This is a genomic window from Cronobacter sp. 153480017-3 (genome assembly GCF_053627815.1).
The window spans coordinates 567,637-594,441 of the sequence record NZ_JBSEYN010000001.1; the positions used below are offsets into that span (position 1 = coordinate 567,637).

The window sequence follows — 26,805 nt, forward strand, 5'->3', positions numbered from 1 at the left end:
TACAGTATAACGCTGTGAAACGGGAAATGCAAACGGCGCGCGCTGCGCAAGGCAAACGTTTTCGTATATACTGCCGCCAGAATTTCACACAGCAGGAATACCGCTATGGCTATGTTAGGAACCGCACTACGCCCGTCAGCAACCCGCGTGATGCTGCTTGGCTCAGGAGAACTCGGAAAAGAAGTGGCGATCGAATGCCAGCGTCTGGGCATTGAAGTGATCGCCGTCGACCGCTACGCCGATGCGCCCGCCATGCAGGTGGCGCACCGCAGCCACGTCATCAATATGCTCGATGGCGCGGCGCTGAAAAAACTGGTGGCGCAGGAGATGCCGGATTTCATCGTGCCGGAGATTGAAGCCATCGCGACCGACGCGCTTGTGGAGCTTGAACAACAAGGCCAGCGCGTGGTGCCCACCGCCCGCGCCGCGCGTCTCACGATGAACCGTGAAGGTATTCGCCGTCTCGCCGCTGAAGAGCTTGGCCTGCCGACCTCCGCCTATCGCTTCGCCGAAAACGAAGCGGAATTTGGCGAGGCGGTGGCGAAAATTGGTCTGCCGTGCATCGTCAAACCGGTCATGAGCTCTTCCGGCAAGGGCCAGAGCTTTATCCGCAGCGAAGAGATGCTGGAGAGCGCCTGGCAGTACGCGCAACAGGGCGGACGCGCAGGCGCGGGGAAAGTCATCGTTGAAGGCGTGGTGAAGTTTGATTTTGAGATCACCCTGCTGACCATCAGCGCCGTGGATGGCGTGCATTTCTGCGCGCCCATCGGCCATCGCCAGGAAGATGGCGATTACCGCGAATCCTGGCAGCCGCAGCAGATGAGCGATGTGGCACTCTCTCGCGCGCAGGAGATTGCGCAGAAGGTGGTAGAAGCGCTCGGCGGTTACGGCCTGTTTGGCGTGGAGCTGTTTGTCCGCGGCGATGAAGTGATATTCAGTGAAGTGTCGCCGCGCCCGCACGACACCGGGATGGTGACGCTCATCTCGCAGGATCTTTCAGAGTTTGCGCTGCATGCGCGCGCGTTTCTCGGCCTGCCGGTCGGGGGCATTCGCCAGTACGGCCCGGCCGCCTCGGCGGTGATCCTGCCAACGCTAACAAGTGATGACGTCAAATTTGGCGAGCTCTCCGGGGCGCTGGGCGCGGGTTTGCAACTGCGGCTGTTCGGCAAGCCGGAAATCGACGGTTCGCGCCGCCTCGGCGTGGCGCTCGCCACCGGCGAAACGGCCGATGACGCCATCGCGCGCGCGAAAGCATCCGCCGCGGCCGTGAGCGTTAAAGGCTAAAAAAAACGCGCCGCCCGTGAAGGCGGCGCGCTGCGTTTTATCTCGCGCAAAAATTACTGCGCGCCTTCCACCGCTTCGCGGGCAAGTTCGGTAATGCGATCCCAGTCGCCCGCTTCCATCGCGTCCGCCGGTACCAGCCAGGAGCCGCCGATGCACAGCACGCTTTTCAGCGCCAGGTAGTCACGGTAGTTGGCAGGCGAAATGCCGCCGGTCGGGCAGAAACGCACCTGGGAGAACGGCCCTGCGATGGCCTGCAACGCTTTGGTGCCGCCATTGGCTTCCGCCGGGAAGAATTTGAACTCTTTCAGGCCGTAATCCATGCCCAGCATCAGTTCAGACACGGTGCTGATGCCCGGGATGAGCGGGATAGTGCCTTCGGTCGCGGCCTTCAGCAGCGGCTCGGTGAGGCCCGGACTGATGGCAAACTGCGCGCCAGCCTCGGTGACGTCTTTGAGCTGCTGCGCGTTCAGTACGGTGCCCGCGCCGATGATGGCGTCCGGCACTTCTTTAGCGATAGCGCGGATAGCATCCAGCGCGCACGGCGTGCGCAGGGTCACTTCCAGCACGCGCACGCCGCCCGCCAGCAGCGCCTTCGCCATCGGGACCGCGTGCTCCAGCTTGTTAATCACAATCACCGGCACAACCGGACCGCTTTTCAGGATCTGTTCGGCACTCGTTTTCCAGTTTTTCATCTGTGGATCTCTCCCGCCATTTTTAAAAAGGTGTGGTGCGACTGTGCGCACCTGACAGTTAAAATTCGATGCAGGTCGCGCCCTGCTCGGCCCCGGACAGGTTTTCACGCAGCGCGCCGAACAGCTCGCGCCCCGTTCCCACGCGCTGGGCGCTGAGATCCGGATGGTGCGGCTCACGCTGCGCCAGTTCGGCGTCATCCACCAGCAGCGTCAGTTCGCCGGTCTGGCCGTTGACGCGAATAAGGTCGCCGTCGCGCACTTTCGCGAGCAGCCCGCCATCGTATGCTTCGGGCGTCACGTGGATGGCCGAAGGCACTTTCCCCGACGCGCCGGAAAGGCGACCGTCCGTGACCAATGCAATTTTGAAACAGCGGTCCAATAATACACCAAGCGGCGGCATAAGTTTATGTAATTCTGGCATACCGTTCGCTTTTGGCCCCTGGTGGCGCACGACTATCACGCAGTCACGATCCAGCAGACCGGCTTCAAAGGCAGGGAGCACGTCGTGCTGGCTTTCGAACACCACGGCGGGCGCTTCCACCACCTGGTTTTCCACCGGCACCGCAGAGGTTTTCATCACCGCGCGGCCCAGATTGCCGCTCAGCACTTTGGTGCCGCCATGCTTCGAGAACGGTTTATCGATAGTGGCGATGATGGCGTCATCCAGCGAAGCCTGTGCCCCGTCGCGCCACGCGAGTTCGCCGTTATCAAGCCACGGCTCCTGGGTGTAGCGCGTAAGGCCAAAGCCCGCTACGGTGTTGACATCTTCATGCAGCAGACCGCCTTTCAGCAGCTCGCGCATCAGCACCGGTACGCCGCCCGCGGCCTGGAAATGGTTGATATCCGCCGGGCCATTCGGGTAGAGACGCGCCAGCAGCGGCACGACGTCTGAGATCTCGGAGAAGTCATCCCAGTTGATGATGATGCCCGCCGCGCGCGCCATCGCCACCAGATGCATCGTATGGTTAGTGGAACCGCCGGTGGCGAGTAGCGCCACGATACCGTTGACCACCACTTTTTCATCCACCAGTTTGCCAAGCGGCATCCACTCGTTACCGTTGCCGGTAAGGCGCGTCACCTGGCGCGCGGCCGCGGCGGTCAGTGCGTGGCGCAGCGGCGCGTCCGGGTGAACAAACGAGGAGCCCGGCAGTTGCATCCCCATAAATTCAATGACCATCTGGTTGGTGTTGGCGGTGCCGTAAAATGTGCAGGTGCCCGGCTCATGATAGGACGCGGCTTCGGATTCCAGCAGCGCCGCGCGGTCTACTTTGCCTTCGGCATAAAGCTGGCGAATGCGCACTTTCTCTTTGTTCGGCAGACCGCTCGACATCGGTCCGGACGGGATAAACACGGCGGGCAGATGTCCGAAAGAGAGCGCCGCCATCACCAGCCCCGGCACGATTTTGTCGCACACGCCGAGATAGAGCGCGCCGTCGAACATGTTATGCGAGAGCCCCACCGCCGCCGACATCGCGATGACTTCACGGCTCAGCAGCGACAGCTCCATACCGTCCTGCCCCTGCGTCACGCCATCGCACATGGCAGGCACGCCGCCCGCCACCTGCGCCACCGCGCCGACGCTGTGCAGCGCCTCGCGGATCTGCTGCGGATAATTTTCGTAAGGCTGATGCGCGGAGAGCATGTCGTTATAGGAGGTAATGATGCCGATATTGTTACGCAGCATGCTTTTCAGCGCCGCTTTGTCATCCGGCTGGCAGGCGGCGAAGCCGTGCGCCAGATTACCGCAGGCGAGGCTCGCACGATGGACCGTCTGGCTCTTCGCCTGCTCAATGCGGGCAAGATAAGCTTCTCGCGTGGCACGAGAGCGTTCGGCAATACGTTTTGTTACCCGTAACAATTCAGGATGCATAAAAAGTCCTCTCTGTTATGTCTGCCTGAGGCCGCCTTTTCAGGCGTTGCGCAACGCCGCGGGGTTATCACGTATACGCGCCAGCCGCGCCTCACAAGAGCAAAATCGCTTCAGCCAGTGTAATAAAAAAAGCCCCGCTGGTGAATCCAGACGGGGCTTTAAAAAAGAATTTTTTACACAACACCTGTTTCGGATCATGTTACCGGTAAAGTAACACTCCTCCGTACCGGTCGATTACTCGAACTCGTTCCAGGAACGACCGTCGCGGGTAATCATCGCGACCGAGGCGACAGGGCCCCAGGTGCCGGCCTGATACGGTTTTGGCGCGTCGTTGTCCGCCGCCCAGGCTTCGGTGATGGAGTCGACCCATTTCCAGGCCTCTTCCACTTCATCGCGACGCACGAACAGCGCCTGAATACCGCGCATGGTTTCGAGCAGCAGACGCTCGTAGGCATCGGCCAGGTGGCTTTCGTTAAAGGTCTCGGAGTAGCTCAGATCCAGCTTGGTGGTTTGCAGGTTGTGCTTGTGATCAAGCCCCGGCACTTTGTTCAGCACCTGGATATCCACGCCTTCGTCCGGCTGCAGACGGATAGTCAGCTTGTTCTGCGGAAGATCCTGCCAGGAGTCTTTAAACAGGTTCAGCTCCGGCGTTTTGAAATAGACCACGACTTCAGAGCATTTGGTCGGAAGACGTTTACCGGTACGCAGGTAGAACGGCACGCCCGCCCAGCGCCAGTTGTCAATATCCACGCGGATAGCCACAAACGTTTCCGTATGGCTGGTTTTGTTAGCGCCCTCTTCTTCCAGATAACCCGGCACTTTTTTGCCCTGCGCGAAACCCGCGGTGTACTGGCCACGCACGGTTTTCTCACGCACGTTGGAGCGGTCGATACGGCGCAGCGAGCGCAGCACTTTCACTTTTTCGTCGCGAATGCTGTCGGCAGTCAGGTCAGACGGCGGCGACATCGCAATCATGCAGAGGATTTGCAGCAGGTGGTTCTGGATCATGTCGCGCATCTGGCCCGCCTGATCGAAATAGCCCCAGCGGCCTTCGATGCCCACTTCTTCGGCCACGGTGATTTCCACGTGATCGATAGTGCGGTTGTCCCAGTTATTGACGAACAGCGAGTTGGCGAAGCGCAGCGCCAGCAGGTTCAGCACCGTCTCTTTACCGAGGTAGTGGTCGATACGGTAGACCTGGCACTCTTCGAAGAATTTACCGACCTGGTCGTTGATCTCGCGGGAGGTTTCAAGCGAGGTGCCGAGCGGTTTTTCCATTACCACACGCGCCGGTTTGGCGTTAAGTTTCGCCGCCCCCAGGCCTTCGCAAATCGCGCCAAAAGTGCTTGGTGGCATGGCGAAGTAGTTAATGGTGACGCGGTTTTTCTGATCCAGCATTTTGCCGAGACGAGTAAACGCGGCGGTGTCGTTGACATCCAGATTACAAAAATCGAGACGGCCGCTTAAGGTGTCCCACAGGGCTTCGTCGATTTTTTCTTTCATGAAGGTTTCAAGCGCTTCACGGACGACTTTGGTATAGGCTGCTTTATCCCAGTCCGCGCGGCCTACCCCCAGAATGCGGGTATCCGGATGGATTTGGCCCGCTTTTTCCAGCTGATACAGGGAAGGCAACAGTTTTCGGCGCGCCAGATCGCCTTTGGCGCCGAAAATCACTAAGTCGCACGCCTGCGCTGTTTGCGTTACCGCCATGTCTTTCTCCTCGTTTCGGAATCCCTGTCGGGACAGGTCATCATTGTAATTTTCTTACACTGCACTCTACTGCTTTTAGGTCTTTCAGGATACTCCTAAGCGTCTGGCGTTGATGACTAAAGCATCATGCAACCCGGCGATCGCTCTGAAAGTGGCCCACTGCGCCCGGCTGGCGCTTTTTCCGCCACCGATGCCATAACAAAATCAGACCGCGATCATGTTATGAAAAAAAACAACAACATTGTCTTTTTCAGCCAGCCTGCACCTGTACTATCAGGAGTATATTCTCGATAAAACTCATCGTCGTTTCCCAATCGTGTGAAATGACGCTCTCTGCGGGTCTCATGTTAGCAATGAACATGCTGGAAAAGATCCAGTCGCAACTGGAACATCTGAGTAAATCTGAACGCAAAGTCGCTGAAGTGATTCTGGAATCGCCTGCACAGGCGATGCATTCGAGTATCGCGACGCTTGCAAGCGAAGCGGGCGTCAGCGAGCCGACCGTCAACCGCTTCTGCCGGAGCCTTGAGACCAAAGGCTTTCCTGATTTTAAACTGCATCTGGCCCAGAGTCTCGCCAACGGCACGCCGTATGTGAATCGCAACGTCGATGAAGATGACAGTGTCGAAGCCTATACCACGAAAATTTTTGAATCCGCGATGGCAAGCCTCGATCACGTGCGCCAGTCGCTCGATATGGCGACGGTGAACCGGGCCGTGGATATGCTCACCCAGGCGAAGAAAATCGCGTTTTTTGGTCTGGGATCGTCGGCGGCCGTGGCGCATGACGCGATGAATAAGTTCTTCCGTTTTAATGTGCCTGTCGTCTATTCCGACGATATTGTCGTGCAGCGTATGAGCTGCATGAATGGCGGCGCCGATGACGTGGTGGTGCTGATTTCTCACACCGGGCGTACCAAAAGTCTGGTGGAGCTGGCGCGTCTTGCCCGCGACAACGACGCGCTGGTGCTGGCCATCACTTCTCGTGGGTCGCCGCTTGCCCGGGAAGCGAGTCTCGCTCTGCTGCTGGACGTGCCGGAAGATACCGACATCTATATGCCGATGGTTTCACGGCTTGCGCAGCTGACCGTCATCGATGTGCTGGCGACGGGGTTTACGCTGCGTCGCGGGGCAAAATTCCGGGATAACTTGAAGCGAGTCAAAGAAGCGCTCAAGGAATCGCGTTTTGATAAGAGCTTACTGGTTTCTGACGACCAGTAATCATTTTTATAACAAAGTTGTAACTTACAAAGCCATTCGGTTATGGTTTGTGTCTCTATTCGAAACAGGCCACCGCGCCGAATTTATGTTCACGCAACACCAAAGTTGTTTCAGTCAACGGAGTAATACATGTCCAGACGGCTTCGCAGAACCAAAATCGTGACCACGTTAGGCCCGGCTACTGACCGCGATAATAACCTCGAAAAAATTATCGCCGCTGGCGCGAACGTAGTGCGTATGAACTTCTCGCACGGGACGCCGGAAGATCATCAGCTTCGCGCTGATAAAGTCCGCGAGATCGCGGCCAAACTGGGACGTCACGTCGCTATTCTCGGCGACTTACAGGGGCCGAAAATTCGCGTCTCTACCTTTAAAGAAGGCAAAGTTTTCCTCAACATTGGCGATAAATTCCTGCTCGACGCCAACCTCGGCAAAGGCGAAGGCGATAAAGAAAAAGTCGGTATCGACTATAAAGGCCTGCCGGCGGACGTGGTGCCAGGCGATATCCTCCTGCTGGACGACGGCCGCGTACAGCTGAAAGTCCTTGAAGTCCAGGGCATGAAAGTCTTCACCGAAGTCACCGTCGGCGGCCCGTTGTCGAACAACAAAGGTATCAACAAGCTGGGTGGCGGGCTTTCCGCTGAAGCGCTGACCGAAAAAGATAAAGCCGACATCATCACCGCGGCGAAAATCGGCGTGGATTACCTGGCCGTCTCCTTCCCGCGCTGCGGCGAAGATCTGAACTACGCTCGCCGTCTCGCACGCGACGCGGGCTGTGACGCGAAAATTTGCGCCAAGGTCGAGCGCGCCGAAGCGGTATGCAGCAACGAAGCGATGGATGACATTATTCTGGCGTCTGACGTCGTGATGGTTGCGCGTGGCGACCTGGGCGTTGAAATCGGCGATCCGGAGCTGGTCGGCATCCAGAAAACCCTTATTCGTCGTGCCCGTAAGCTGAATCGTGCCGTCATCACCGCGACCCAGATGATGGAGTCGATGATTACCAACCCGATGCCAACCCGTGCTGAAGTCATGGACGTGGCGAACGCCGTGCTGGATGGCACCGACGCCGTGATGCTGTCTGCGGAAACCGCCGCAGGCCAGTACCCGGCAGAAACCGTTTCCGCGATGGCGCGCGTCTGCCTCGGGGCGGAGAAAATCCCGAGCATCAACGTTTCTAAACACCGCCTGGATGTGGAGTTTGATAACGTTGAAGAAGCGATTGCGATGTCGGCCATGTACGCGGCCAACCACCTGAAAGGCGTAAGCGCGATTATCACCATGACTGAATCAGGTCGCACCGCACTGATGACCTCGCGTATCAGCTCCGGCCTGCCGATTTTCGCGATGTCCCGCCATGAACGCACCCTGAACCTGACCGCGCTTTATCGCGGCGTGACGCCGGTTTATTTCGACAGCGCCAACGACGGCGTGGCGGCGGCGCAAGATGCCGTTAACCTGCTGCGTGACAAAGGCTATCTGGTGACTGGCGATCTGGTTATCGTTACCCAGGGTGACATGATGGGCACCACCGGCAGCACCAACACCACACGCGTGCTGACGGTTGACTAAACGCCGTAAAAAAAGGGGCCGGTGCCCCTTTTCTCACTATTTAAGCCGCTCGCTCTGAGCGGCTTTTTTATTTCGGGTAGAGATCCTTGCGGCGATACGGCTCAGTCTCACCTGCTTTACGCGTTTTCAGAAGCTTAAGGATCCAGGTGTATTGCTCAGGGTGCGGGCCGACGAAATGTTCCACCTCTTCGTTCATACGGCGCGCCAGCGTCACGTCATTGGCGTTTGCGAGATCATCCATTGGCGGACGTATCAACACATCAAGACGGTGCGTTTTGGCGTTATAAACCGGGAAGAGCGGGATCACTCGCGCGTTACAGACTTTCATCAGGCGACCCACTGCCGGGAGCGTTGCTTTATAGGTTGCGAAGAAATCAACAAATTCGCTCTGCTCCGGGCCGTGATCTTCATCCGGCAGATAGTAACCCCAGTAGCCTTCGCGGACCGATTTAATAAACGGTTTGATGCCGTCCTGGCGGGGATGTAAACGCCCGCCAAAACGCCTGCGCACGGTGTTCCAGACATAATCTAACAGCCGGTTACCCTGATGATGGAACATCGCCGCCATGCGCACGCCGCGCGAGGCCAGCAGCATCGCCGGAATATCAACGCCCCAACCGTGAGGGACGAGCAAAATGACATTTTCTTTGTGCGCCAACAGCTCGTTAAGAATGGCTTCACCGTGCCAGTCAACGCGGTTTAAGACTTTTTCCGGGCCACGCAGCGCCAGCTCTGCCATAAACACCATCGCCTGCGGCGCGGTGGCGAACATGTTATCAATAATCGCTTCGCGCTGCGCCTCGGAGAGCTCAGGGAAGCAGTAAAACAGGTTGATGCGCGCACGACGACGGGCACTTTTACCGAATTTTCCCGCCAGCCGACCGAGTTTACCGAGCAGCGGATCGCGAAAAGACGGCGGCGTCAGAGCGAGTGCCGCACAGGCGCCAATTCCGAGCCAGGCGCCCCAGTAGCGCGGGTGCAGGAAGGCGCGCTCGAATTCGGGAATGTATTCACTTTTTGTTTTTTTTGTGTCCATGACGGTTCTCAGGCCAGAGCCAGGTAATCAAAAGAGAAAATAATGAAGGAGTTTAGCGGCGGCAGGACCGCCAGACAAAATAAAAAGCCGGCGCGCGAAGGCACCGGCTGTTAATTGCCGCGCTTTTAATCAAGCGTCAGTTGCGGCACCACTTCTTTGACCTTCGCCAGGAAGTCGCTGCGATCGGAGCCAGTCAGGCCTTCAGAGCGCGGCAGCTTGGCGGTCAGCGGGTTAACGGCCTGCTGGTTGATCCAGATTTCATAATGGAGATGCGGGCCGGTGGAACGCCCGGTGTTACCGGAAAGCGCGATGCGATCGCCGCGTTTCACTTTCTGGCCCGGTTTCACCAGCAGCTTTTTCAGGTGCATATAGCGGGTGGTATAGGTGCGGCCGTGACGGATAGCGACATAATAGCCCGCCGCCCCGCTACGCTTGGCCATCACCACTTCGCCATCGCCCACCGCCAGTACCGGCGTACCCTGCGGCATCGCGAAATCGACACCTTTATGCGGTGCCACGCGCCCCGTTACCGGGTTCAGACGACGCGGGTTGAAGTTCGATGAAACACGGAACTGACGCGACGTCGGGAAGCGCATAAAGCCTTTGGCAAGCCCGGAGCCGTTGCGGTCGTAGAATTTGCCGTCTTCAGCGCGGATCGCATAATAATCTTTGCCGGAGGAACGCAGGCGAACGCCGAGCAACTGGCTCTGCTCACGCTTGCCGTCGAGCATTTCGCGCGACATCAGCACCGAGAACTCATCGCCTTTTTTCAGCTTACGGAAGTCCATCTGCCACTGCATCGCTTTGATGACGGCGCTGATTTCCGCGCTGGTGAGGCCCGCCTCTTTGGCGCTGGCAACAAAGCTGCCGCCCACGGTGCCTTTCAGCACGTTGTTCACCCAGTCGCCCTGCTGCACTTCGCTACTCATTTTGAAGCCGCCTGCAGGCGTGCGGTCATAGGTGCGGGTTTCGCGGCGCGACATCTCCCAGGTCAGGCGCTGTAACTCACCGCTGTCGGTGAGCGTCCAGGAGATCTGCTGGCCGATTTTCAGATTACGCAGGTCTTTATCGACCGATGCGAGCTGGCTGATATCCCCCATATCGATACCGTACTGGTTCAGTACGCTGCTTAAGGTATCGCCAGTGGAAACCACATATTCATGCACCCCGGCTTCACCGGCGGTTTTATCGTCAAGCTCATCCTGCGGGATAGCTTCGTCATCTTCTGGCGCTGCCTGATCGATAGGCTCGCTCGCCTCCGGCAGCAGAGAGCGGATCTCGCTCTTGCGCAGCTCGATGGTTTTTACGACGGGCGCTGATTCCGATTCGGGGTGATAAATGTACGGCCGCCAGACGGCGACCGCGAGTGTGAGAACTGTAAGAGACCCCAGCATAACGCGATGGGGTCGTGGCAGGTTGTTAAATGCCAGGGCGACAGAGCGGGCTATCTGTTGCACGTATCCACTTCCTCGTTAATCTCCTTTCAGGCAGCTGGCATATTGGTTAGATAACTGAGTCAGAAACTGCATGTAGCTGTCCTTACCCAGGCTGACAGACGTTCCCAGCGGGTCGAGCGTTCCCATTCGAACTTTCGTACCCCTGGCAACGGCTTCAATCACCGCCGGCCTGAACTGTGGCTCAGCAAAAACGCACTCGGCTTTTTGCTCAACCAACTCTGTTCTTATTTCATGTAAACGCTGCGCACCGGGCTGGATTTCGGGATTCACGGTAAAATGGCCGAGCGATGTCAGGCCGTAATGTTTTTCGTAATAGCCGTAAGCGTCATGAAAAACGAAGTATCCTTTCCCTTTCAGCGGTGCCAGCTCGTTCGCCACCTGTTTGTCTGTCCGGGCCAGTTCGGCCTCGAAGCGCTGGAGGTTGGCGTCCAGTTTGGCTTTGCTTTGCGGCATAAGTTCCACTAATTTTTCGTGGATTGCAACCGCCGACGCCCGGGCGATTTCCGGCGACAGCCAGATGTGCATGTTATAATCGCCATGATGGTGATGTTCGTCACTTTCTGCGCCATGATGCGCATGTTCGTCATGATCATCATCGTCATCATCAGCGCCTTTCATCAGAAGCGGTTTCACAGACGCAAGCTCGCTTAGCGCCAGATTTTTTTGCGCCGGCAACGCCTTCACGGATTTATCCATAAAGGCTTCCATATCGGGCCCGATCCAGACCACTAAATCCGCTTTCTGTAAGCGTTTAACATCGGAAGGACGCAGCGCATAATCATGCTCTGAAGCACCGTCTGGCAGCAGAACTTCGGTGGGCGTAACGCCATCTGCGATGGCGGAAGCGATAAAGCCTACCGGCTTAAGCGAAGCGACTACGGCGGCCTGAGCGCTGCTGGCTGCACCACCCAGGATTGCTGCACTGAGTGCAGCGCAAAGAAGCGTATTTTTATGTAACATAATGCGACTTATCATCGTTATGAATGTTGGAAGTGTGATATTATAACATTCGAAAACTTCTGCAATCACTAAATTGCCATGACTAATCTTGTATCGCTTCAGAATGTTAGCGTCTCCTTCGGGCAACGCCGCGTTTTATCTGACATTTCTTTAACCCTTACCGGCGGGCGCATCCTGACGCTGCTTGGCCCGAATGGTGCCGGAAAATCGACGCTGGTCAGAGTGGTTCTCGGGCTGGTAGCACCCGATGAAGGGGTTATCAAGCGCGAGCGCCAGCTGCGCATCGGTTATGTGCCGCAAAAGTTGCATCTCGACGCCACGCTGCCGCTCACGGTCAGTCGTTTCATGCGTCTGCGCCCCGGCACACGTAAAGCGGATATCCTGCCTGCGCTCAAGCGCGTCCAGGCCGGGCATCTTATCGACGCGCCGATGCAAAAACTCTCCGGCGGTGAAACCCAGCGCGTGCTGCTGGCGCGCGCGCTGCTGAATGCGCCACAATTGCTGGTGCTTGATGAACCCACCCAGGGCGTGGACGTCAACGGCCAGGTGGCGCTGTATGATTTAATCAACCAGTTGCGTAATGAACTCAATTGCGGCGTGCTGATGGTGTCGCACGATTTGCATCTGGTGATGGCCAAAACAGACGAAGTGTTGTGTCTGAATCATCACATTTGCTGCTCCGGCACGCCGGAAGTGGTTTCCATGCACCCCGAATTTATCTCGATGTTTGGCCCGCGCGGCGCAGAACAACTGGGAATTTACCGTCATCACCATAACCACCGTCACGATTTGCAGGGACGGATTATTCTGCGCAAGGGAAATGGCTCGTTATGATTGAACTTCTGCTTCCCGGCTGGATGGCCGGTATGCTGCTGGCCTGTGCCGCAGGCCCGCTGGGCTCGTTCGTGGTCTGGCGTCGGATGTCTTATTTTGGCGATACGCTGGCGCACGCCTCGCTGCTTGGCGTGGCGTTCGGGCTTCTGCTGGATGTAAACCCGTTTTACGCGGTTATTGTGGTCACGCTGCTGCTGGCAGGCGGTCTGGTATGGCTTGAGAAACGCCCGCATCTGGCGATAGACACGCTGCTCGGCATTATGGCGCACAGCGCGCTGTCGCTCGGTCTTGTCGTGGTGAGCCTGATGGGTAATATCCGCGTCGATTTAATGGCGTATCTGTTCGGCGATCTGCTGGCGGTGACGCCTGCCGATCTGGTCTCCGTCGGGCTGGGTGTCGCCGTCGTGCTCGGCGTGCTGTGCTGGCAGTGGCGCAATTTGCTCTCGATGACTATCAGTCCCGATCTCGCGTTTGTGGACGGCGTGCCGTTACAGCGCGTCAAAATCCTGCTGATGATGGTAACGGCGCTGACCATTGGCGTGGCGATGAAGTTTGTCGGCGCGCTGATTATTACGTCGCTGCTGATTATCCCGGCTGCCACGGCACGTCGCTTTGCCCGCACGCCGGAGCAGATGGCGGGCATTGCCGTCGTGCTTGGCATGGTGGCGGTCACGGGCGGCCTGACGTTCTCCGCGTTTTACGACACGCCTGCCGGCCCTTCGGTGGTGCTGTGCGCCGCGCTGCTGTTTATTTTCAGTATGGCGAAGCGACCGCCAGCCTGACTCGGGCTGCCCGGTGAACCGGTTAACAAAAAAGCGCCCTGAGGGCGCTTTTTTTATGCACGGCGTTCACTCACATCAGCGATGTCACGGCATCTGCGGCGGCGTAATGCCGAAATGGTTCCAGGCGCGGGTCGTCGCCATTCTTCCGCGCGGCGTGCGCTGCAAAAAGCCCTGTTGGATGAGGAACGGCTCCAGTACGTCTTCGATAGTTTCGCGCTCTTCGCCGATGGCTGCCGCCAGGTTGTCGAGTCCCACCGGGCCACCAAAGAATTTGTCGATCACCGCCAGCAGCAGCTTGCGGTCCATATAGTCAAAGCCTTCCGCATCGACGTTAAGCATATCCAGCGCCTGAGACGCCACGTGCTGGTTGATAACGCCATCGTGGCGCACCTCGGCGAAATCGCGCACGCGACGCAGCAGGCGGTTGGCGATACGCGGCGTGCCGCGCGAACGCTTCGCCACTTCCAGCGAGGCTTCGTCATTCATCTCAAGCCCCATATGACGCGCGCTGCGGCTCACAATATGCTGCAAATCGGCGACCTGATAGAACTCCAGGCGCTGCACGATCCCGAAGCGGTCGCGCAGCGGCGAGGTAAGCGAGCCGGCGCGTGTCGTGGCCCCAATCAGCGTAAACGGCGGCAAATCGATTTTGATCGAGCGCGCCGCCGGGCCTTCGCCAATCATGATATCGAGCTGGTAATCTTCCATCGCCGGATAGAGCACCTCTTCAACCACGGGCGAGAGACGATGGATTTCATCGATAAACAGAACGTCGTGCGGCTCAAGGTTAGTGAGCATCGCCGCCAGATCGCCCGCCTTTTCCAGCACCGGCCCGGAGGTGGTGCGCAGGTTGACGCCCATTTCGTTGGCGACGATATTGGCGAGCGTGGTTTTCCCAAGCCCGGGCGGGCCGAAAATCAGCAGATGATCGAGCGCATCGCCACGCAGCTTCGCCGCCTGGATAAAAATCTCCATCTGGGAACGCACCTGCGGCTGGCCGATGTACTCTTCGAGTAATTTGGGGCGAATGGCGCGATCGGCCACCTCTTCCGCCACGATGCTGCCCGGCGCCACCAGGCGGTCTGCTTCAATCATCCTCTACCTCACAATGCCGCGCGCAGCGCTTCGCGAATCAGCGTTTCGCTGCTCGCATCCGCCTGTGCGACTTTACTGACCATACGGCTGGCTTCCTGAGGTTTATAACCCAGCGACACCAGCGCGGCAACGGCTTCCGCCTCAGCGTCATCCACCGCTGGGCTTGCAGGCGACGTCAGCACCAGATCCGCCGCTGGCGTGAAGAGATCGCCATGCAGGCCTTTGAAGCGGTCTTTCATCTCCACCACCAGACGTTCGGCGGTTTTCTTGCCGATGCCCGGCAGTTTGACCAGCGCGGCAGGCTCTTCGCGCTCAACCGCGTTCACGAACTGCTGGGCCGACATACCGGAGAGGATCGCCAGCGCCAGCTTCGGGCCGACGCCGTTCACTTTGATCAGCTCGCGAAACAGCGTGCGCTCTTGTTTGTTATTAAAGCCGAACAGTAATTGCGCGTCTTCACGCACGACAAAATGGGTGAAGACCACCGCCTCTTTGCCGGTTTCCGGCAATTCATAAAAGCAGGTCATCGGCATATGGACTTCATAACCGACGCCGCCCGCCTCCAGTAACACCAGCGGGGGCTGTTTTTCCAGTACGATGCCTCTGAGTCTGCCTATCACGTTGCGCTCCTGCGTGGGGCTTAAGAAAGTTGCTGGCTATAATATAAAAAAAGCTGGACAGATATCCAGTCGAGAAATCGCCGTGGCAATGAGAGAACTGACAGTTGCGAGACGTCTCGCAAAGGAACGGTAACGTCAGTTACCGTTAACGAAGCCGCCCGCGCGCCAGGTTCAGGCGCGATTCGCTGACCTGCGTCGCGTTCTGGCTGACGTGACAATGGGTAATAGCGATAGCGAGCGCATCCGCCGCATCCGCCTGCGGGTTGGCGGAGAGTTTCAGCAGCGTGCGCACCATATGCTGCACCTGGCTTTTTTCAGCGCTGCCGATGCCCACCACCGTTTGCTTCACCTGTCGCGCCGCGTACTCAAACACCGGCAGATCGTGATTCACCGCCGCGACAATCGCCGCGCCGCGGGCCTGCCCGAGTTTTAACGCCGAATCGGCGTTTTTCGCCATAAAGACCTGTTCGATGGCGAAATAGTCAGGACGAAACTGCGTGATGATTTCGCTGACGCCCGCGTAGATAAGCTTCAGGCGGGAAGGCAAATCCGTGACGCTGGTGCGGATACAGCCGCTGCCAAGATAGGTCAGCTGACGTCCGGTCTGGCGAATCACGCCGTAACCGGTAACGCGCGACCCCGGGTCGATGCCCAGAATAATACTCATGGCGCGTCTCCTGAGAAAAAGCCTGCGGGAATACAAGAAGATATCAGGCTGCGGACGTGGCCGCCCGCAGTCTGAAACATGGCGGGTATCACAGGGTCGCCGCAACCTCGTCGGAGATCTCACCGTTGTGGTAAACCTCCTGCACGTCGTCGCAGTCTTCCAGCATGTCGATAAGACGCAGCAGTTTCGGCGCGGTTTCCGCGTCCATATCCGCTTTGGTGGACGGGATCATAGAGACTTCCGCGTTGTCGGCCTTCAGGCCCGCCGCTTCCAGCGCGTCACGTACCGCGCCCATCTCTTCCCAGGCGGTGTAGACGTCGATAGCGCCGTCGTCATAGGTCACGACATCTTCAGCGCCCGCTTCCAGCGCGGCTTCCATAATGGTGTCTTCATCGCCCGCTTCGAAGGAGATAACGCCTTTTTTGCTGAACAGGTACGCCACGGAACCATCGGTGCCGAGGTTGCCGCCGCATTTGCTGAAGGCGTGACGCACTTCGGCAACGGTACGGTTACGGTTATCAGAGAGACATTCCACCATCACCGCGGTGCCGCCAGGGCCGTAACCTTCATAAATGATGGTTTCCATGTTCGCGTCTTCGTCACCGCCAACGCCGCGCGCGATAGCGCGGTTCAGGGTGTCGCGCGTCATGTTATTGGACAGCGCTTTATCGATAGCCGCACGCAGACGCGGGTTAGAGCCCGGATCGCCGCCGCCCAGACGCGCCGCGGTCACCAGCTCGCGAATAATTTTAGTGAAGATTTTACCGCGCTTGGCATCCTGTGCCGCTTTGCGGTGTTTGGTGTTGGCCCATTTACTATGACCTGCCATAAAAATATCTCCAGAAAGCGCGCCTTTTCAGGCGGCGTTAATAACAAATTCTTCAATCGCCTGCCGGTTGCTCCAGGACTTGGTGAGCGCGGCCGCCTCGGGGGCGTCCACCCAGCGGTAGGTCAGGTGTTCAGTGAACACGATCTCCCGCTCCGTCGGCAGCGCCAGACAGAACCAGGACTCCGTATTACGCATAATCCCCGGCGCATAGCGATGACGTAAATGACTGAAAATTTCAAACTCCACCGTGCGCTGACAGTCCATCAAGGTCAGTTGCTCAGAAGCAACGTCAATGGAGACCTCTTCCTTTACTTCGCGCGTGGCGGCCTGCGGCGCGGTTTCCCCCTCTTCCAGGCTGCCGGTGACCGACTGCCAGAAATCAGGATCGTCGCGCCGCTGCAACATGAGCACCCGTTTCGTGTCCAGGGCGTAGATCACCACCAGTACAGAAACAGGGCGCTTATAATGCATATTACTTATTCTCCGGCGACGCTTTTTTCACGACTTCGATGCCCAGTTCAGCCAGCGCTGTCGGGTTTGCGAAGCTCGGCGCTTCGGTCATCAGACAGGCCGCCGCCGTGGTTTTCGGGAAGGCGATGACATCGCGGATGTTATCCGTGCCGGTCAGCAGCATGGTCAGACGGTCAAGGCCGAACGCCAGGCCCGCGTGCGGCGGCGTACCGAATTTCAGCGCGTCCAGCAGGAAGCCGAATTTCTCGCGCTGCTCATGCTCGTTGATGCCCAGAATGCCAAACACGGTCTGCTGCATTTCGCCACGGTGGATACGCACCGAGCCGCCGCCTACTTCATAACCGTTGATAACCATATCGTAGGCGTTCGCCACCGCGTCTTCCGGTGCCGCTTTAAGCTCTTCCGCTGTCATGTCTTTCGGCGCGGTAAACGGATGGTGCATCGCGCTCAGGCCGCCTTCGCCGTCGTCTTCAAACATCGGGAAGTCGATAACCCACAGCGGTGCCCATTTGGCTTCGTCGGTCAGGCTCAGGTCTTTACCAAGCTTCAGGCGCAGCGCGCCCAGCGCGTCGGCCACCACTTTTTTGTTGTCGGCACCGAAGAAAATCATGTCGCCGTCCTGCGCACCGGTGCGCTCAAGAATGGCTTCAACGATCTCCGCGTTCAGGAATTTAGCGACCGGGCTGTTAATGCCGTCGAGGCCCTTCGCGCGCTCGTTGACTTTGATATACGCAAGCCCTTTAGCCCCGTAAATTTTGACGAAGTTGCCGTAGTCGTCAATCTGCTTGCGGCTGAGCTGGGCACCGCCCGGTACGCGCAGCGCGGCGACGCGGCCTTTCGGATCGTTAGCCGGGCCCGCGAAGACCGCGAACTCTACGCTTTTCAGCAGATCGGCCACGTCCACCAGCTCCATCGGGTTACGCAGGTCCGGTTTATCGGAGCCGTAGCGGCGCTCGGCTTCGGCGAAGGTCATGACAGGGAACTCGCCCAGATCCACGCCTTTCACATCAAGCCACAGCTGACGAATCAGTTTCTCCATCACTTCACGCACCTGCGGCGCGGTCATGAAGGAGGTTTCGACGTCGATCTGGGTAAATTCAGGCTGACGGTCAGCGCGCAGGTCTTCGTCGCGGAAGCATTTAACGATCTGATAGTAGCGATCGAAGCCGGACATCATCAGCAGCTGTTTGAAAAGCTGCGGAGACTGCGGCAGCGCGTAGAACTTGCCTTTATGCACGCGAGACGGCACGAGATAGTCGCGCGCGCCTTCCGGCGTGGCTTTGGTCAGCATCGGGGTTTCGATGTCGAGGAAGCCGTGGTCATCCATAAAGCGGCGCACGAAGCTTGTGATTTTCGCGCGGGTTTTCAGGCGCTGGGCCATTTCCGGGCGACGCAGGTCGAGATAGCGGTATTTCAGACGCGCTTCTTCGCTGTTGACCTGATTGGAGTCGAGCGGCAGCGGCTCGGCGCGGTTGATGATGGTCAGTTCGGTGGCGAACACTTCCACTTCGCCGGTCGCCATATCGCGGTTGACGTTTTTCTCGTCGCGCGCGCGCACGGCGCCGGTGATTTGAATGCAGAACTCATTACGCAGTTCAGAGGCGAGGCTGAAGGCGTCGGCGCGATCCGGGTCGAAAAACACCTGAACGATGCCTTCACGATCGCGCATGTCGATAAAAATCAGACTGCCGAGATCGCGACGACGGTTGACCCAACCACACAGAGTCACTTGCTGTCCGACGTGGGACAGATTGAGCTGCCCGCAATATTCTGTACGCATGAGATATCCCTTAATTTAGCCGCAGGCCGTTTGTCGCCTGCCCTGCAGGCACCACTGTCGCAGCTTTGGCTGAATGTCACTACTGGATGAAAAAAGGGGGCTATTATACTGGAAATTCCGCGCCGCGATAAGCCCGAAGCCGCGCGCCCGCGCGATTGCTGTGCGTAAACTGGCGCTTCTCACAAAATTTAACAAAAATAGACAACCGTCCGGCTCACGACGCCAGTAAGGTACTCATCCAAAACCAACAATCAAGGGGAGTCTCTATGTTAACGCTTAATCCCGCGACGACCGCGCTGGTGGTCATTGATTTACAGGAAGGGATCCTGCCCTTTGCCGGCGGCCCGCACAGCGCCGACGACGTTGTGGCCCGCGCCGCAAGGCTTGCCGAGAAATGCCGCGCGGTCGGCGCGCCGGTCGTCATGGTGCGTGTCGGCTGGTCGAAAGATTTCAGCGAAGCGTTGAAGCAGCCTGTCGACGCGCCGATTGCCGGGCATACGTTGCCGGACGAGTGGTGGCACTATCCGGTGGCGCTTGGCAAACGCGACACCGACATCGAAGTGACCAAACGCCAGTGGGGCGCCTTCTACGGCACCGATCTGGAGCTACAATTACGTCGTCGCGGCATCACGACGATTATTCTGTGCGGCATCTCCACCAACATCGGCGTGGAATCCACCGCGCGCAACGCCTGGGAGATGGGCTTTGAGCTGGTGGTCGCCGAAGACGCCTGCTCCGCCGCCGACGCCGACCAGCACAACGGCAGCATGACGCATATTTTCCCGCGCCTCGGACGGGTGCGTTCCACTGAGGAGATCCTCGCAGCCCTATGATTTATCTTGGTCTGCCGCAATGGTCGCACCCGAAATGGGTGCGGCTTGGCATTACATCGCTTGAGGATTACGCCCGCCACTTTAACTGTGTCGAAGGCAACACCACGCTGTACGCGCTGCCGAAAGCGGAGATCGTCGAGCGCTGGCACGCGCAGACCCACGATGATTTCCGCTTCTGTTTTAAATTCCCGGCCACCATTTCGCATAACGCCGCGCTGCGCCACTGCGACGATTTAACCGCCGAGTTTTTCGCGCGCATGGCGCCGCTGGAAGGCCGTATCGGCCAGTACTGGCTGCAACTGCCCGCGGCGTTCGGCCCGCGCGATCTGCCTGCGTTATGGGCGTTTCTCGATACCCTGCCGGGTAACTTTACGTATGGCGTAGAAGTACGCCACCCCGATTTCTTCGCTAAAGGCGAGGCGGAGCTTTCGCTCAACCGCGGGCTTATCGCGCGCGGCGTTAACCGCGTGATGCTCGACAGCCGTCCGGTACATGCCGCCCTTCCGCACAGCCCGGCGGTCATCGACGCGCAGCGGAAAAAACCCAAAGTGCCGGTGCATGCGCTCGTCACGGCGCAGCATCCAATGGTGCGGTTTATCGGCAGCGACGATATGGCGCAAAACGCAGAATTTTTCGCGGTCTGGCTTGCCAAACTCGCGCAGTGGCAGCAGACCACGACGCCTTACCTCTTTCTTCACACGCCGGATATCGAACATGCGCCGGAGCTGGTACACACGCTCTGGCCCGCGCTTCGCGAGGCGCTGCCGACGCTTGGCGACGAACCCGCTATCCCGCACCAGGACACCCTCTTTTAGAGCAGCGACAACCGGGCCGCGCCACGCTATCATAAAGGCGCCATTAACAGCGTTAAACGGAGTTTCTATGGTAAGCGCGCTTTATGCGGTTCTGGGTGCGTTGTTGTTGATGAAGTTCTCTTTCGATGTGGTTCGTCTGCGTATGCAGTACCGCGTCGCCTATGGCGATGGCGGTTTCAGCGAGCTGCAAAGCGCTATCCGCATTCACGGCAACGCGGTGGAGTATCTGCCCATCGGCCTGTTACTGCTGCTGTTTATGGAGATGAACGGCGCGCAGAACTGGATGCTGCACGTCTGCGGCCTGTTGCTGCTGGTTGGTCGTCTGATGCATTACTACGGCTATCATCATCGCCTGCTGCGCTGGCGGCGTAGCGGCATGAGCGCGACCTATATCGCCCTGCTGATGATGGTACTGGCCAACATCTGGTATATGCCCTGGGAGTTGGTTTTCTCGTTTCATTAGCGCAAAATACGCCCCTTTCGTTTTCCCCAGGATTTACGCTATGTCAAATCGCGACACGCTGTTCTCCGCGCCCATCGCCCGTCTGGGCGACTGGACTTTCGATGAGCGGGTGGCTGAAGTCTTCCCCGATATGATCCAGCGTTCCGTGCCGGGCTACTCCAATATCATCTCTATGATTGGCATGCTGGCGGAGCGCTTTGTCCAGCCCGCAAGCCAGGTTTACGACCTCGGCTGTTCGCTCGGTGCCGCCACGCTCTCGGTGCGCCGCAACGTGCATCACGACGGCTGCAAAATCATCGCGGTGGATAATTCGCCCGCCATGGTGGAGCGCTGCCGCCGCCATATTGACGCGTTCAAAGCGCAGACGCCGGTCGAGGTGATTGAGGACGATATCCGCAATATCACCATTGAGAACGCCTCTATGGTGGTGCTGAACTTCACGCTCCAGTTCCTGAACCCGGACGATCGCCAGCTGCTGCTCAATAAGATCTATCAGGGCCTGAATCCTGGCGGCGCGCTGGTGCTGTCGGAGAAATTCAGCTTTGAAGACAGCGTGGTGGGCGAACTGCTGTTCAATATGCATCACGACTTCAAGCGCGCCAACGGCTACAGCGAGCTGGAGATCAGCCAGAAACGCAGCATGCTGGAAAACGTGATGCTTACCGACTCCGTGGAAACCCACAAAGCGCGCCTGCGCAAGGCCGGGTTTGAACACAGCGAGCTGTGGTTCCAGTGCTTTAACTTCGGCTCGCTGGTGGCGGTAAAAGGCGGGAGCGCGGCATGATCGATTTCGGTAAATTTTATCAGCAGATCGCCTGCGGGCCGCTTGCCCACTGGCTGGAAACGCTGCCCGCTCAGGTTGCCGCCTGGCAGCGCGACGCCCTGCACGGCCAGTTTAAACAGTGGAAAAATTCCCTCGATAATCTGCCTGCGCTGGTGCCGGACCAGCTTGATCTGCTGCACAGCGTTAGCGCGCAGAGCACTGAGCCGCTCAGCGACGGCCAGCGCAAGCGCATCGAACAGCTGCTGCGCACGCTGATGCCGTGGCGTAAAGGGCCGTTCTCGCTCTACGGTATCGACATCGACACCGAGTGGCGCTCCGATCTCAAATGGGACCGCGTGCTGCCGCACATCACGCCGCTTGCCGGGCGCACCATTCTGGATGTCGGCTGCGGCAGCGGTTATCACCTGTGGCGTATGGTCGGTGCGGGCGCGCAGCTCGCGGTCGGCATCGACCCGACGCAGCTTTTCCTGTGCCAGTTTGAGGCGGTGCGTAAGCTTTTAGGCGGTGACAATCGCGCCCACGTGCTGCCGCTTGGCATTGAGCAGATGCCCGCGCTGAATGCGTTTGACACCGTCTTTTCGATGGGCGTGCTTTACCACCGCCGCTCGCCACTGGAGCACCTCTGGCAGCTTAAAGATCAGCTGGTGAAAGACGGCGAACTGGTGCTGGAAACGCTGGTGGTGGAAGGCGATGAAAACACCGTGCTGGTGCCGGGCGAGCGCTACGCGCAGATGCGCAACGTCTACTTTATTCCCTCCGCGCCCGCGCTGAAAAACTGGCTGGAGAAGTGCGGTTTTGTGGATGTGAAAATCGCTGATTTCTCGGTCACGACCGTGGAAGAGCAGCGCCGCACCGCCTGGATGGAAACGGAGTCGCTGGCGGATTTCCTCGATCCGCATGACGCCACCAAAACCCGCGAAGGCTACCCCGCCCCGCTGCGCGCCGTGCTTATCGCACGCAAACCCTGATGTGTTCTCCCGCACCTGACGTGCGGGAGACGTTTTTTACTTCGGAATACGCAACACCTGGCCCGGATAGATTTTTTCCGGGCTGGTCAGCATCGGTTTATTGGCTTCAAAGATTTTAGGATATTGGTTCGCGTCGCCATAAACTTCTTTCGAGATAGCGCTGAGGGTGTCGCCTTTTTTCACCGTGTAGAACTGGCTTTCCGGTGCCGGGGTCGCCACCGCGACGTTGTCATCGACATGTCCGATGCCCGCGATGTTGCCAACAGCCACCAGAATTTTCTCTTTCGCTTCCTGGCTTAAGCCCTGACCGGTCACGGTCGCTTTGCCGTCATCCACCTGCACCTGTACTTTATCGGCGTCCGGGATACCGGTTTTCTTGAGGTGTTCCTGCACTTTGGCGTTCTGTGCCGCCGCGTCGTTATGCCCGGAAACGCTGTCCCAGATTTTCTCGCCCGCTTCTTTTACAAAATTCAGTAAGCCCATAGTTCCTCCTCAAAAAAAGTCACCTGAGAAGTCTGGCAAACAAATCAAGAAATAAGCCAGGCGGCAGCGCGCCGGTTGCCTGAAAAGCGAACAGCCCGGCGAGGCCGGGCTATCGCAGCGCGGGTCGTTTTGAGTGTCACGCTTGCAACAACGCGCGCACGCCGGTAATGAGGGTGAAAAACAGCAGCGCCAGCAGGACAAACTTCAGGCGTCCGCCGCGCAGAGGCGCACGTTGCTGGCGAAACCGCCGCAGCGCGCCGGGATAACGCCAGAGATCGGTCCAGGCCAGCAACAGCGTCACGGCCACGAAAATCCACATCGCCAGCCTGCCGCAGACCAGCGCGATAACGACGCTGACCACGCAAAATGGGATCACATGCGCGAACAGCCGCCAGCGCTTGCGCCGCCGGGAGTAGATAAACCGCGGCAGCAGCCGCTCGCTCAGCGCTGCGTCTCTGTTCAGAAAGGGCCGGGCCAGTCCCCGCCATAAAACCAGCGGGAAAATACCCACCACCATCGCCACCACGGGCGCCACCAGCACACGGAGCACCACGCCCAACGGGGTGATGGTGCCGTCATACACCGCGGGCAGCATCCAGCCAAACGTCGCCATCATCATGCCGACCAGCCAGAGGCTACGCATCATCGGTCCGTGCGCTTCATTAAGTTTGTGGTACGTCTGTTGCCACGCGTGGATATCCGCGCCCGCAAAGCGCGGAATAAGCGCAGGATGGCCAATCGCCAGCTGGTCGGTGAGCCTGCCGCAGGCCTGCCAGTCTTCATCGGTGTAATCGAGGCCAGCCAGCATGCGGGCGTCTTCATCCTGCACGCGCAATACCATGTGCGCCGCCCGGAGCGCAGGGGAATCGCCTGGTGCGTCGCGCTGCGCAGTAAGCTGCGCAAAAAGCGCTTCGTCTTCGTCGCGGGCGATAACCTGCGCCCACAGCTCCGGCAGATCCGGCCGCTCGCCGCGCGTCTCATCCCAGTGAAACAGCCTGCAAAGTGCGGCAAAGCGCTCTGGCGACCACTCAGGCTGCGCGTCCAGCAGCGACAGCGCAAGGCGCTGCAACTGGCGCTGTCCGTCATAGCTTTGCAGCCACGGGGAATTCGCCAGCGCGCGCAGGCAGGCCAGATAGCGGGCATCGTTCCCCTCTTCCAGCGCCGCCCGCATCTCTTCGGCGTAAGGGGTGAGCAGCACATGGCGTAACCGGTTCTGCTGCGATTCGTCAGTCGCCACGCGCTGGCCCGGCGTCAGCCACTCAAAGCACGCCTGCGCCTGTGCGACGAAGGCGTATTCGTCAGGCGCGAGATGCCACAGGCAGCGCGTCAGTACCGCCTCTTCAAACTCGCGCGACTCCCCCATCGCGCGCGCCTCCAGCCAGCGGACGTTGAGATTTTCCTCGTTTAACCCGTCGAGCAACGCCGTCGTGCGTGGCGGCGTGTACAACGGTGCGGGAGGCGCTGGCGCGCTTTCCGCCGGGGCAGGTTCGGGCTCGTTTACAGGCTGCGCCAGTAGCGGGTCATCAATTTGCCTGTACACGTCTGGCGCGACTGCCGCCATGTCGTTGTCGTCATCGTGCTCATCGTCATCGCCGAATGCGTCGTCATCGCCGTCCGCCACGCCGCGACGCGCCTCTTCCAGCGCCGTTTCGTAGGCATCTCGCAGTTGCTGAAAGCCTTGCGGATCGTCATCCGGGCGACACTCTTTCAGAAGCCTGGCGTAGGCACGTTTGATGGCGCGTTCGTCCGCGCCGGGCTCAAGCCCGAGGATCTCCAGTGCGCGCATCAGAAAAGCCACATCCCGGCTTCGATTGCGTCCGCCTGCTGCGTTATTTCCTGACGGGCTTTATCGATGCGCGCGTCGTCCTGGCTCTCCAGCGCCTGCTGGAAGCGCGCCCCGAGATAGCTAATCTCCTCGCGCATCTCGCCGGTAGTCTCCTGATACAGTCGGTCGAGACGCGCCATCAGATGCGTGTTGGGCTGGCGTTCGCGCGGATGAATTTTCAGCGCGCTCAGTTGCGCCAGCCGTTCGGCAATCTCTTGCGGCGTTAGCATGCCAGGGTTGTTTTCAATAATGAGCTGATGGCGCTCGCCGGTGAGCGGCACCGTGACTTCGGCTTCAAGAATACCGTTGATGTCATAGGTGAACCGCACATCCAGCGACACCTCGCCCGCCGGTCTCGGCGGCACCGGCACGCGCATTTTGCCAAGCGCAATGTTGTCTTTCACCAGACGGCTTTCGCCCTGGTAAAGCGTAAACTCTACCATCGTCTGATTATCGGCAAGCGTACAGACTGTTTTTACCCGGCTCACCGGCACCACCACGTTACGCTCAATCACCGGCAGATAGTGACCGTCGTCAAGATGGCGGCCAAAGGCTTTGACGGTTTCAATGCCAAGCGTATAAGGGCAGACATCCGTCAGCACCACTTCTTCCAGCGCCGCGTCGCGTTTTTTCAGCGCCGCCTGCACGGCCGCACCAAGCGCGACCGCCTCGTCAGGATTTATCGACACCGACGGGAAGCGGCCAAACAGCCCGGCGGCCAGGCGGCGAACCAGAGGCATACGGCTCGCACCGCCGACCAGCAGGATCTCGTCGAGATCCGCAACGCGAATGCGGGCATCGCGCAGCGCGCGCTCAATGGGCAGGCGCAGGCGGGTAAGGAGCGGCGCGAAAATATCGTTCAGCTCGCCCTGATGAAAATCCTGGCTCCAGGTCTGGTTTTCGGCACGCAGCGTAAAGGTAGCGACAGGGCGATCGCCAAGCGCATGGCGCACCCGCTCGGCCTCGCGGCGCAGGGCATGCGTGTGCGCCGCCGGGTCGGGCATGCCGCCTGCCGCCATCTGGCGCGCCACGAAGGCGTCAATCAGCGCCTGATCGAAATCTTCGCCGCCGAGAAAGTTATCGCCAGCGCTGGCGCGTACTTCCATCACGCCTTCGAACAGCTCCAGCACCGAAACGTCAAACGTGCCGCCGCCGAGATCGAACACCAGAAAGGTGCCCTCTTCTGCGCCGCGATGCAGGCCGTAAGCCAGCGCCGCCGCGGTCGGTTCGTTAATCAGTTTTTCAACGTGAAGCCCGGCCAGTTCGCCCGCGACACGCGTGGCTTTACGCTGGGCATCGCTGAAATACGCCGGCACGCTTATCACCGCTTCGGTGACCGTCTCGCCGCAGGCGCGCTCGATATCTTCTTTCAGGCTTTTTAAAACCAGCGCCGAGAGTTCTTCAGCGCGAAACAGTTTGCCCCCGAGCCGGACGGTCCAGGCGGTGCCCATATGGCGTTTGAAAAGTGCGGTGGTGAGATGCGGATGCGTGTGCAGACGCTCGCGGGCGGCTTTGCCGACCAGCACGCGCCCTTCGTCATCCAGGCCGACGACGCTCGGCGTGAGACATTCGCCCAGCGCGTTAGCGATAAGCCGCGGATTGCCCTCCTGCCAGACGGCGGCGAGGCTATTGGTGGTACCGAGATCGATGCCGACAATCATCCTGCTCTCCCTTTACAGGTCTGCGAAAGACGCTGACGATGCGTGGCATCTTCTCTGAGCGGCCCGGTAAAGACAAGACAGTGACCAGATTTGG

25 protein-coding genes are annotated in these 26,805 nt (G+C 58.9%); 10 read left to right on the forward strand and 15 right to left on the reverse strand.

The annotated features are described in order from the left end of the window. Positions 1 to 105: 105 nt before the first annotated feature. Positions 106 to 1,284 carry a formate-dependent phosphoribosylglycinamide formyltransferase gene (gene purT, locus ACUW6V_RS02790; protein ID WP_454037970.1) on the forward strand — a complete coding sequence of 393 codons (1,179 nt, stop codon included), beginning with the start codon at positions 106 to 108 and terminating at the stop codon, positions 1,282 to 1,284. 53 nt (positions 1,285 to 1,337) lie between these two features. On the opposite strand, the gene ACUW6V_RS02795 is transcribed toward purT, so the two are convergent. From ACUW6V_RS02795 to zwf, 3 genes are all read right to left on the reverse strand, one after another. Next, complete coding sequence (locus ACUW6V_RS02795) at positions 1,338 to 1,976, reverse strand: bifunctional 4-hydroxy-2-oxoglutarate aldolase/2-dehydro-3-deoxy-phosphogluconate aldolase (RefSeq protein WP_007775914.1); 639 nt, start codon at positions 1,974 to 1,976, stop codon at positions 1,338 to 1,340. 58 nt (positions 1,977 to 2,034) lie between these two features. Then, on the reverse strand, positions 2,035 to 3,846 hold the full coding sequence (gene edd, locus ACUW6V_RS02800) for a phosphogluconate dehydratase (protein WP_007868644.1): 1,812 nt from the start codon (positions 3,844 to 3,846) through the stop codon (positions 2,035 to 2,037). 234 nt (positions 3,847 to 4,080) lie between these two features. Beyond that, positions 4,081 to 5,556, reverse strand: a complete 1,476-nt coding sequence (gene zwf / locus ACUW6V_RS02805) for a glucose-6-phosphate dehydrogenase (protein WP_004384833.1) — start codon at positions 5,554 to 5,556, stop codon at positions 4,081 to 4,083. Between the two features lie 353 nt (positions 5,557 to 5,909). Here zwf and ACUW6V_RS02810 point away from each other — a divergent pair, with 353 nt between their 5' ends. Both ACUW6V_RS02810 and pyk read left to right on the forward strand, forming a co-directional pair. Then, a complete protein-coding gene (locus tag ACUW6V_RS02810) occupies positions 5,910 to 6,776 on the forward strand; it encodes a MurR/RpiR family transcriptional regulator (protein WP_004384831.1) in 867 nt (288 codons plus the stop codon). Between the two features lie 129 nt (positions 6,777 to 6,905). Then, a complete protein-coding gene (gene pyk, locus ACUW6V_RS02815; RefSeq protein WP_007868646.1) occupies positions 6,906 to 8,348 on the forward strand; it encodes a pyruvate kinase in 1,443 nt (480 codons plus the stop codon). A gap of 67 nt (positions 8,349 to 8,415) precedes the next feature. Here pyk and lpxM read toward each other — a convergent pair whose 3' ends face one another. The 3 genes from lpxM to znuA form a co-directional block, all read right to left on the reverse strand. Then, positions 8,416 to 9,384 (reverse strand): lauroyl-Kdo(2)-lipid IV(A) myristoyltransferase, encoded by a 969-nt coding sequence (gene lpxM, locus ACUW6V_RS02820; RefSeq protein WP_454037971.1) that lies wholly within the window; start codon positions 9,382 to 9,384, stop codon positions 8,416 to 8,418. Between the two features lie 125 nt (positions 9,385 to 9,509). After that, a complete protein-coding gene (mepM, locus tag ACUW6V_RS02825; RefSeq protein WP_007850827.1) occupies positions 9,510 to 10,841 on the reverse strand; it encodes a murein DD-endopeptidase MepM in 1,332 nt (443 codons plus the stop codon). A 15-nt stretch (positions 10,842 to 10,856) separates the two neighbouring features. Next, entirely contained in the window at positions 10,857 to 11,801 is a 945-nt protein-coding gene (gene znuA / locus ACUW6V_RS02830) for a zinc ABC transporter substrate-binding protein ZnuA (RefSeq protein WP_134871596.1), read from the reverse strand. A 78-nt stretch (positions 11,802 to 11,879) separates the two neighbouring features. Here znuA and znuC point away from each other — a divergent pair, with 78 nt between their 5' ends. Next, a complete protein-coding gene (znuC, locus tag ACUW6V_RS02835) occupies positions 11,880 to 12,635 on the forward strand; it encodes a zinc ABC transporter ATP-binding protein ZnuC (RefSeq protein WP_007868653.1) in 756 nt (251 codons plus the stop codon). Beyond that, complete coding sequence (gene znuB, locus ACUW6V_RS02840; protein ID WP_063264501.1) at positions 12,632 to 13,417, forward strand: zinc ABC transporter permease subunit ZnuB; 786 nt, start codon at positions 12,632 to 12,634, stop codon at positions 13,415 to 13,417. The genes znuC and znuB overlap by 4 nt, the downstream gene beginning before the upstream one ends. An 84-nt stretch (positions 13,418 to 13,501) precedes the next feature. Here znuB and ruvB read toward each other — a convergent pair whose 3' ends face one another. The 6 genes from ruvB to aspS form a co-directional block, all read right to left on the reverse strand. Further along, entirely contained in the window at positions 13,502 to 14,512 is a 1,011-nt protein-coding gene (gene ruvB / locus ACUW6V_RS02845) for a Holliday junction branch migration DNA helicase RuvB (RefSeq protein ID WP_007794420.1), read from the reverse strand. An 8-nt stretch (positions 14,513 to 14,520) separates the two neighbouring features. Further along, on the reverse strand, positions 14,521 to 15,132 hold the full coding sequence (ruvA, locus tag ACUW6V_RS02850; RefSeq protein WP_004384824.1) for a Holliday junction branch migration protein RuvA: 612 nt from the start codon (positions 15,130 to 15,132) through the stop codon (positions 14,521 to 14,523). Positions 15,133 to 15,277: 145 nt separating this feature from the next. Further along, entirely contained in the window at positions 15,278 to 15,799 is a 522-nt protein-coding gene (ruvC, locus tag ACUW6V_RS02855; protein ID WP_007900724.1) for a crossover junction endodeoxyribonuclease RuvC, read from the reverse strand. An 88-nt stretch (positions 15,800 to 15,887) separates the two neighbouring features. Further along, positions 15,888 to 16,628, reverse strand: coding sequence for a YebC/PmpR family DNA-binding transcriptional regulator (locus tag ACUW6V_RS02860; RefSeq protein ID WP_004384823.1), 741 nt, complete (start codon positions 16,626 to 16,628; stop codon positions 15,888 to 15,890). A gap of 27 nt (positions 16,629 to 16,655) precedes the next feature. After that, entirely contained in the window at positions 16,656 to 17,099 is a 444-nt protein-coding gene (nudB, locus tag ACUW6V_RS02865) for a dihydroneopterin triphosphate diphosphatase (RefSeq protein ID WP_454037972.1), read from the reverse strand. A 1-nt stretch (position 17,100) separates the two neighbouring features. After that, on the reverse strand, positions 17,101 to 18,879 hold the full coding sequence (aspS, locus tag ACUW6V_RS02870) for an aspartate--tRNA ligase (protein WP_454037973.1): 1,779 nt from the start codon (positions 18,877 to 18,879) through the stop codon (positions 17,101 to 17,103). A 266-nt stretch (positions 18,880 to 19,145) separates the two neighbouring features. Between aspS and ACUW6V_RS02875 the strand changes: the two genes are divergently transcribed. The 5 genes from ACUW6V_RS02875 to cmoB all read left to right on the forward strand — a co-directional run bounded on the left by ACUW6V_RS02875 (position 19,146) and on the right by cmoB (position 22,742). Next, the gene (locus ACUW6V_RS02875) at positions 19,146 to 19,712 is read left to right on the forward strand and encodes a hydrolase (protein WP_004386303.1); all 567 of its coding nucleotides are present in this window, start codon (positions 19,146 to 19,148) and stop codon (positions 19,710 to 19,712) included. Continuing rightward, on the forward strand, positions 19,709 to 20,527 hold the full coding sequence (locus tag ACUW6V_RS02880) for a DUF72 domain-containing protein (RefSeq protein WP_097565737.1): 819 nt from the start codon (positions 19,709 to 19,711) through the stop codon (positions 20,525 to 20,527). Before ACUW6V_RS02875 ends, ACUW6V_RS02880 begins: the two co-directional genes overlap by 4 nt. 67 nt (positions 20,528 to 20,594) lie before the next feature. Next, positions 20,595 to 20,990, forward strand: a complete 396-nt coding sequence (locus ACUW6V_RS02885) for an MAPEG family protein (RefSeq protein WP_004386301.1) — start codon at positions 20,595 to 20,597, stop codon at positions 20,988 to 20,990. A gap of 40 nt (positions 20,991 to 21,030) precedes the next feature. After that, entirely contained in the window at positions 21,031 to 21,774 is a 744-nt protein-coding gene (gene cmoA / locus ACUW6V_RS02890) for a carboxy-S-adenosyl-L-methionine synthase CmoA (RefSeq protein ID WP_007794444.1), read from the forward strand. Further along, entirely contained in the window at positions 21,771 to 22,742 is a 972-nt protein-coding gene (cmoB, locus tag ACUW6V_RS02895; protein WP_454037974.1) for a tRNA 5-methoxyuridine(34)/uridine 5-oxyacetic acid(34) synthase CmoB, read from the forward strand. Before cmoA ends, cmoB begins: the two co-directional genes overlap by 4 nt. Positions 22,743 to 22,778: 36 nt before the next feature. Here cmoB and lysM read toward each other — a convergent pair whose 3' ends face one another. From lysM to ACUW6V_RS02910, 3 genes are all read right to left on the reverse strand, one after another. Next, complete coding sequence (lysM, locus tag ACUW6V_RS02900; protein WP_004386298.1) at positions 22,779 to 23,225, reverse strand: peptidoglycan-binding protein LysM; 447 nt, start codon at positions 23,223 to 23,225, stop codon at positions 22,779 to 22,781. Positions 23,226 to 23,361: 136 nt separating this feature from the next. Then, positions 23,362 to 25,011, reverse strand: a complete 1,650-nt coding sequence (locus ACUW6V_RS02905; RefSeq protein WP_454037975.1) for a DnaJ domain-containing protein — start codon at positions 25,009 to 25,011, stop codon at positions 23,362 to 23,364. Then, positions 25,011 to 26,711, reverse strand: coding sequence for an Hsp70 family protein (locus tag ACUW6V_RS02910; protein WP_454037976.1), 1,701 nt, complete (start codon positions 26,709 to 26,711; stop codon positions 25,011 to 25,013). Before ACUW6V_RS02910 ends, ACUW6V_RS02905 begins: the two co-directional genes overlap by 1 nt. Between the last annotated feature and the right edge of the window lie 94 nt (positions 26,712 to 26,805).

Bases quoted from the DNA above. Each gene is read 5' to 3' on its own strand.
- znuB (WP_063264501.1), top strand. From the start codon at position 12,632: ATGATTGAACTTCTGCTTCCCGGCTGGATGGCCGGTATGCTGCTGGCC.
- ACUW6V_RS02860 (WP_004384823.1), bottom strand. From the start codon at position 16,628: ATGGCAGGTCATAGTAAATGGGCCAACACCAAACACCGCAAAGCGGCA.
- pyk (WP_007868646.1), top strand. From the start codon at position 6,906: ATGTCCAGACGGCTTCGCAGAACCAAAATCGTGACCACGTTAGGCCCG.
- nudB (WP_454037972.1), bottom strand. From the start codon at position 17,099: ATGCATTATAAGCGCCCTGTTTCTGTACTGGTGGTGATCTACGCCCTG.
- ACUW6V_RS02875 (WP_004386303.1), top strand. From the start codon at position 19,146: ATGTTAACGCTTAATCCCGCGACGACCGCGCTGGTGGTCATTGATTTA.
- ruvC (WP_007900724.1), bottom strand. From the start codon at position 15,799: ATGAGTATTATTCTGGGCATCGACCCGGGGTCGCGCGTTACCGGTTAC.
- lpxM (WP_454037971.1), bottom strand. From the start codon at position 9,384: ATGGACACAAAAAAAACAAAAAGTGAATACATTCCCGAATTCGAGCGC.
- purT (WP_454037970.1), top strand. From the start codon at position 106: ATGGCTATGTTAGGAACCGCACTACGCCCGTCAGCAACCCGCGTGATG.
- znuA (WP_134871596.1), bottom strand. From the start codon at position 11,801: ATGTTACATAAAAATACGCTTCTTTGCGCTGCACTCAGTGCAGCAATC.
- cmoA (WP_007794444.1), top strand. From the start codon at position 21,031: ATGTCAAATCGCGACACGCTGTTCTCCGCGCCCATCGCCCGTCTGGGC.
- ACUW6V_RS02905 (WP_454037975.1), bottom strand. From the start codon at position 25,011: ATGCGCGCACTGGAGATCCTCGGGCTTGAGCCCGGCGCGGACGAACGC.
- lysM (WP_004386298.1), bottom strand. From the start codon at position 23,225: ATGGGCTTACTGAATTTTGTAAAAGAAGCGGGCGAGAAAATCTGGGAC.
- ACUW6V_RS02880 (WP_097565737.1), top strand. From the start codon at position 19,709: ATGATTTATCTTGGTCTGCCGCAATGGTCGCACCCGAAATGGGTGCGG.
- aspS (WP_454037973.1), bottom strand. From the start codon at position 18,879: ATGCGTACAGAATATTGCGGGCAGCTCAATCTGTCCCACGTCGGACAG.
- ACUW6V_RS02795 (WP_007775914.1), bottom strand. From the start codon at position 1,976: ATGAAAAACTGGAAAACGAGTGCCGAACAGATCCTGAAAAGCGGTCCG.
- ACUW6V_RS02885 (WP_004386301.1), top strand. From the start codon at position 20,595: ATGGTAAGCGCGCTTTATGCGGTTCTGGGTGCGTTGTTGTTGATGAAG.
- znuC (WP_007868653.1), top strand. From the start codon at position 11,880: ATGACTAATCTTGTATCGCTTCAGAATGTTAGCGTCTCCTTCGGGCAA.
- cmoB (WP_454037974.1), top strand. From the start codon at position 21,771: ATGATCGATTTCGGTAAATTTTATCAGCAGATCGCCTGCGGGCCGCTT.
- ACUW6V_RS02910 (WP_454037976.1), bottom strand. From the start codon at position 26,711: ATGATTGTCGGCATCGATCTCGGTACCACCAATAGCCTCGCCGCCGTC.
- ACUW6V_RS02810 (WP_004384831.1), top strand. From the start codon at position 5,910: ATGAACATGCTGGAAAAGATCCAGTCGCAACTGGAACATCTGAGTAAA.
- zwf (WP_004384833.1), bottom strand. From the start codon at position 5,556: ATGGCGGTAACGCAAACAGCGCAGGCGTGCGACTTAGTGATTTTCGGC.
- ruvB (WP_007794420.1), bottom strand. From the start codon at position 14,512: ATGATTGAAGCAGACCGCCTGGTGGCGCCGGGCAGCATCGTGGCGGAA.
- edd (WP_007868644.1), bottom strand. From the start codon at position 3,846: ATGCATCCTGAATTGTTACGGGTAACAAAACGTATTGCCGAACGCTCT.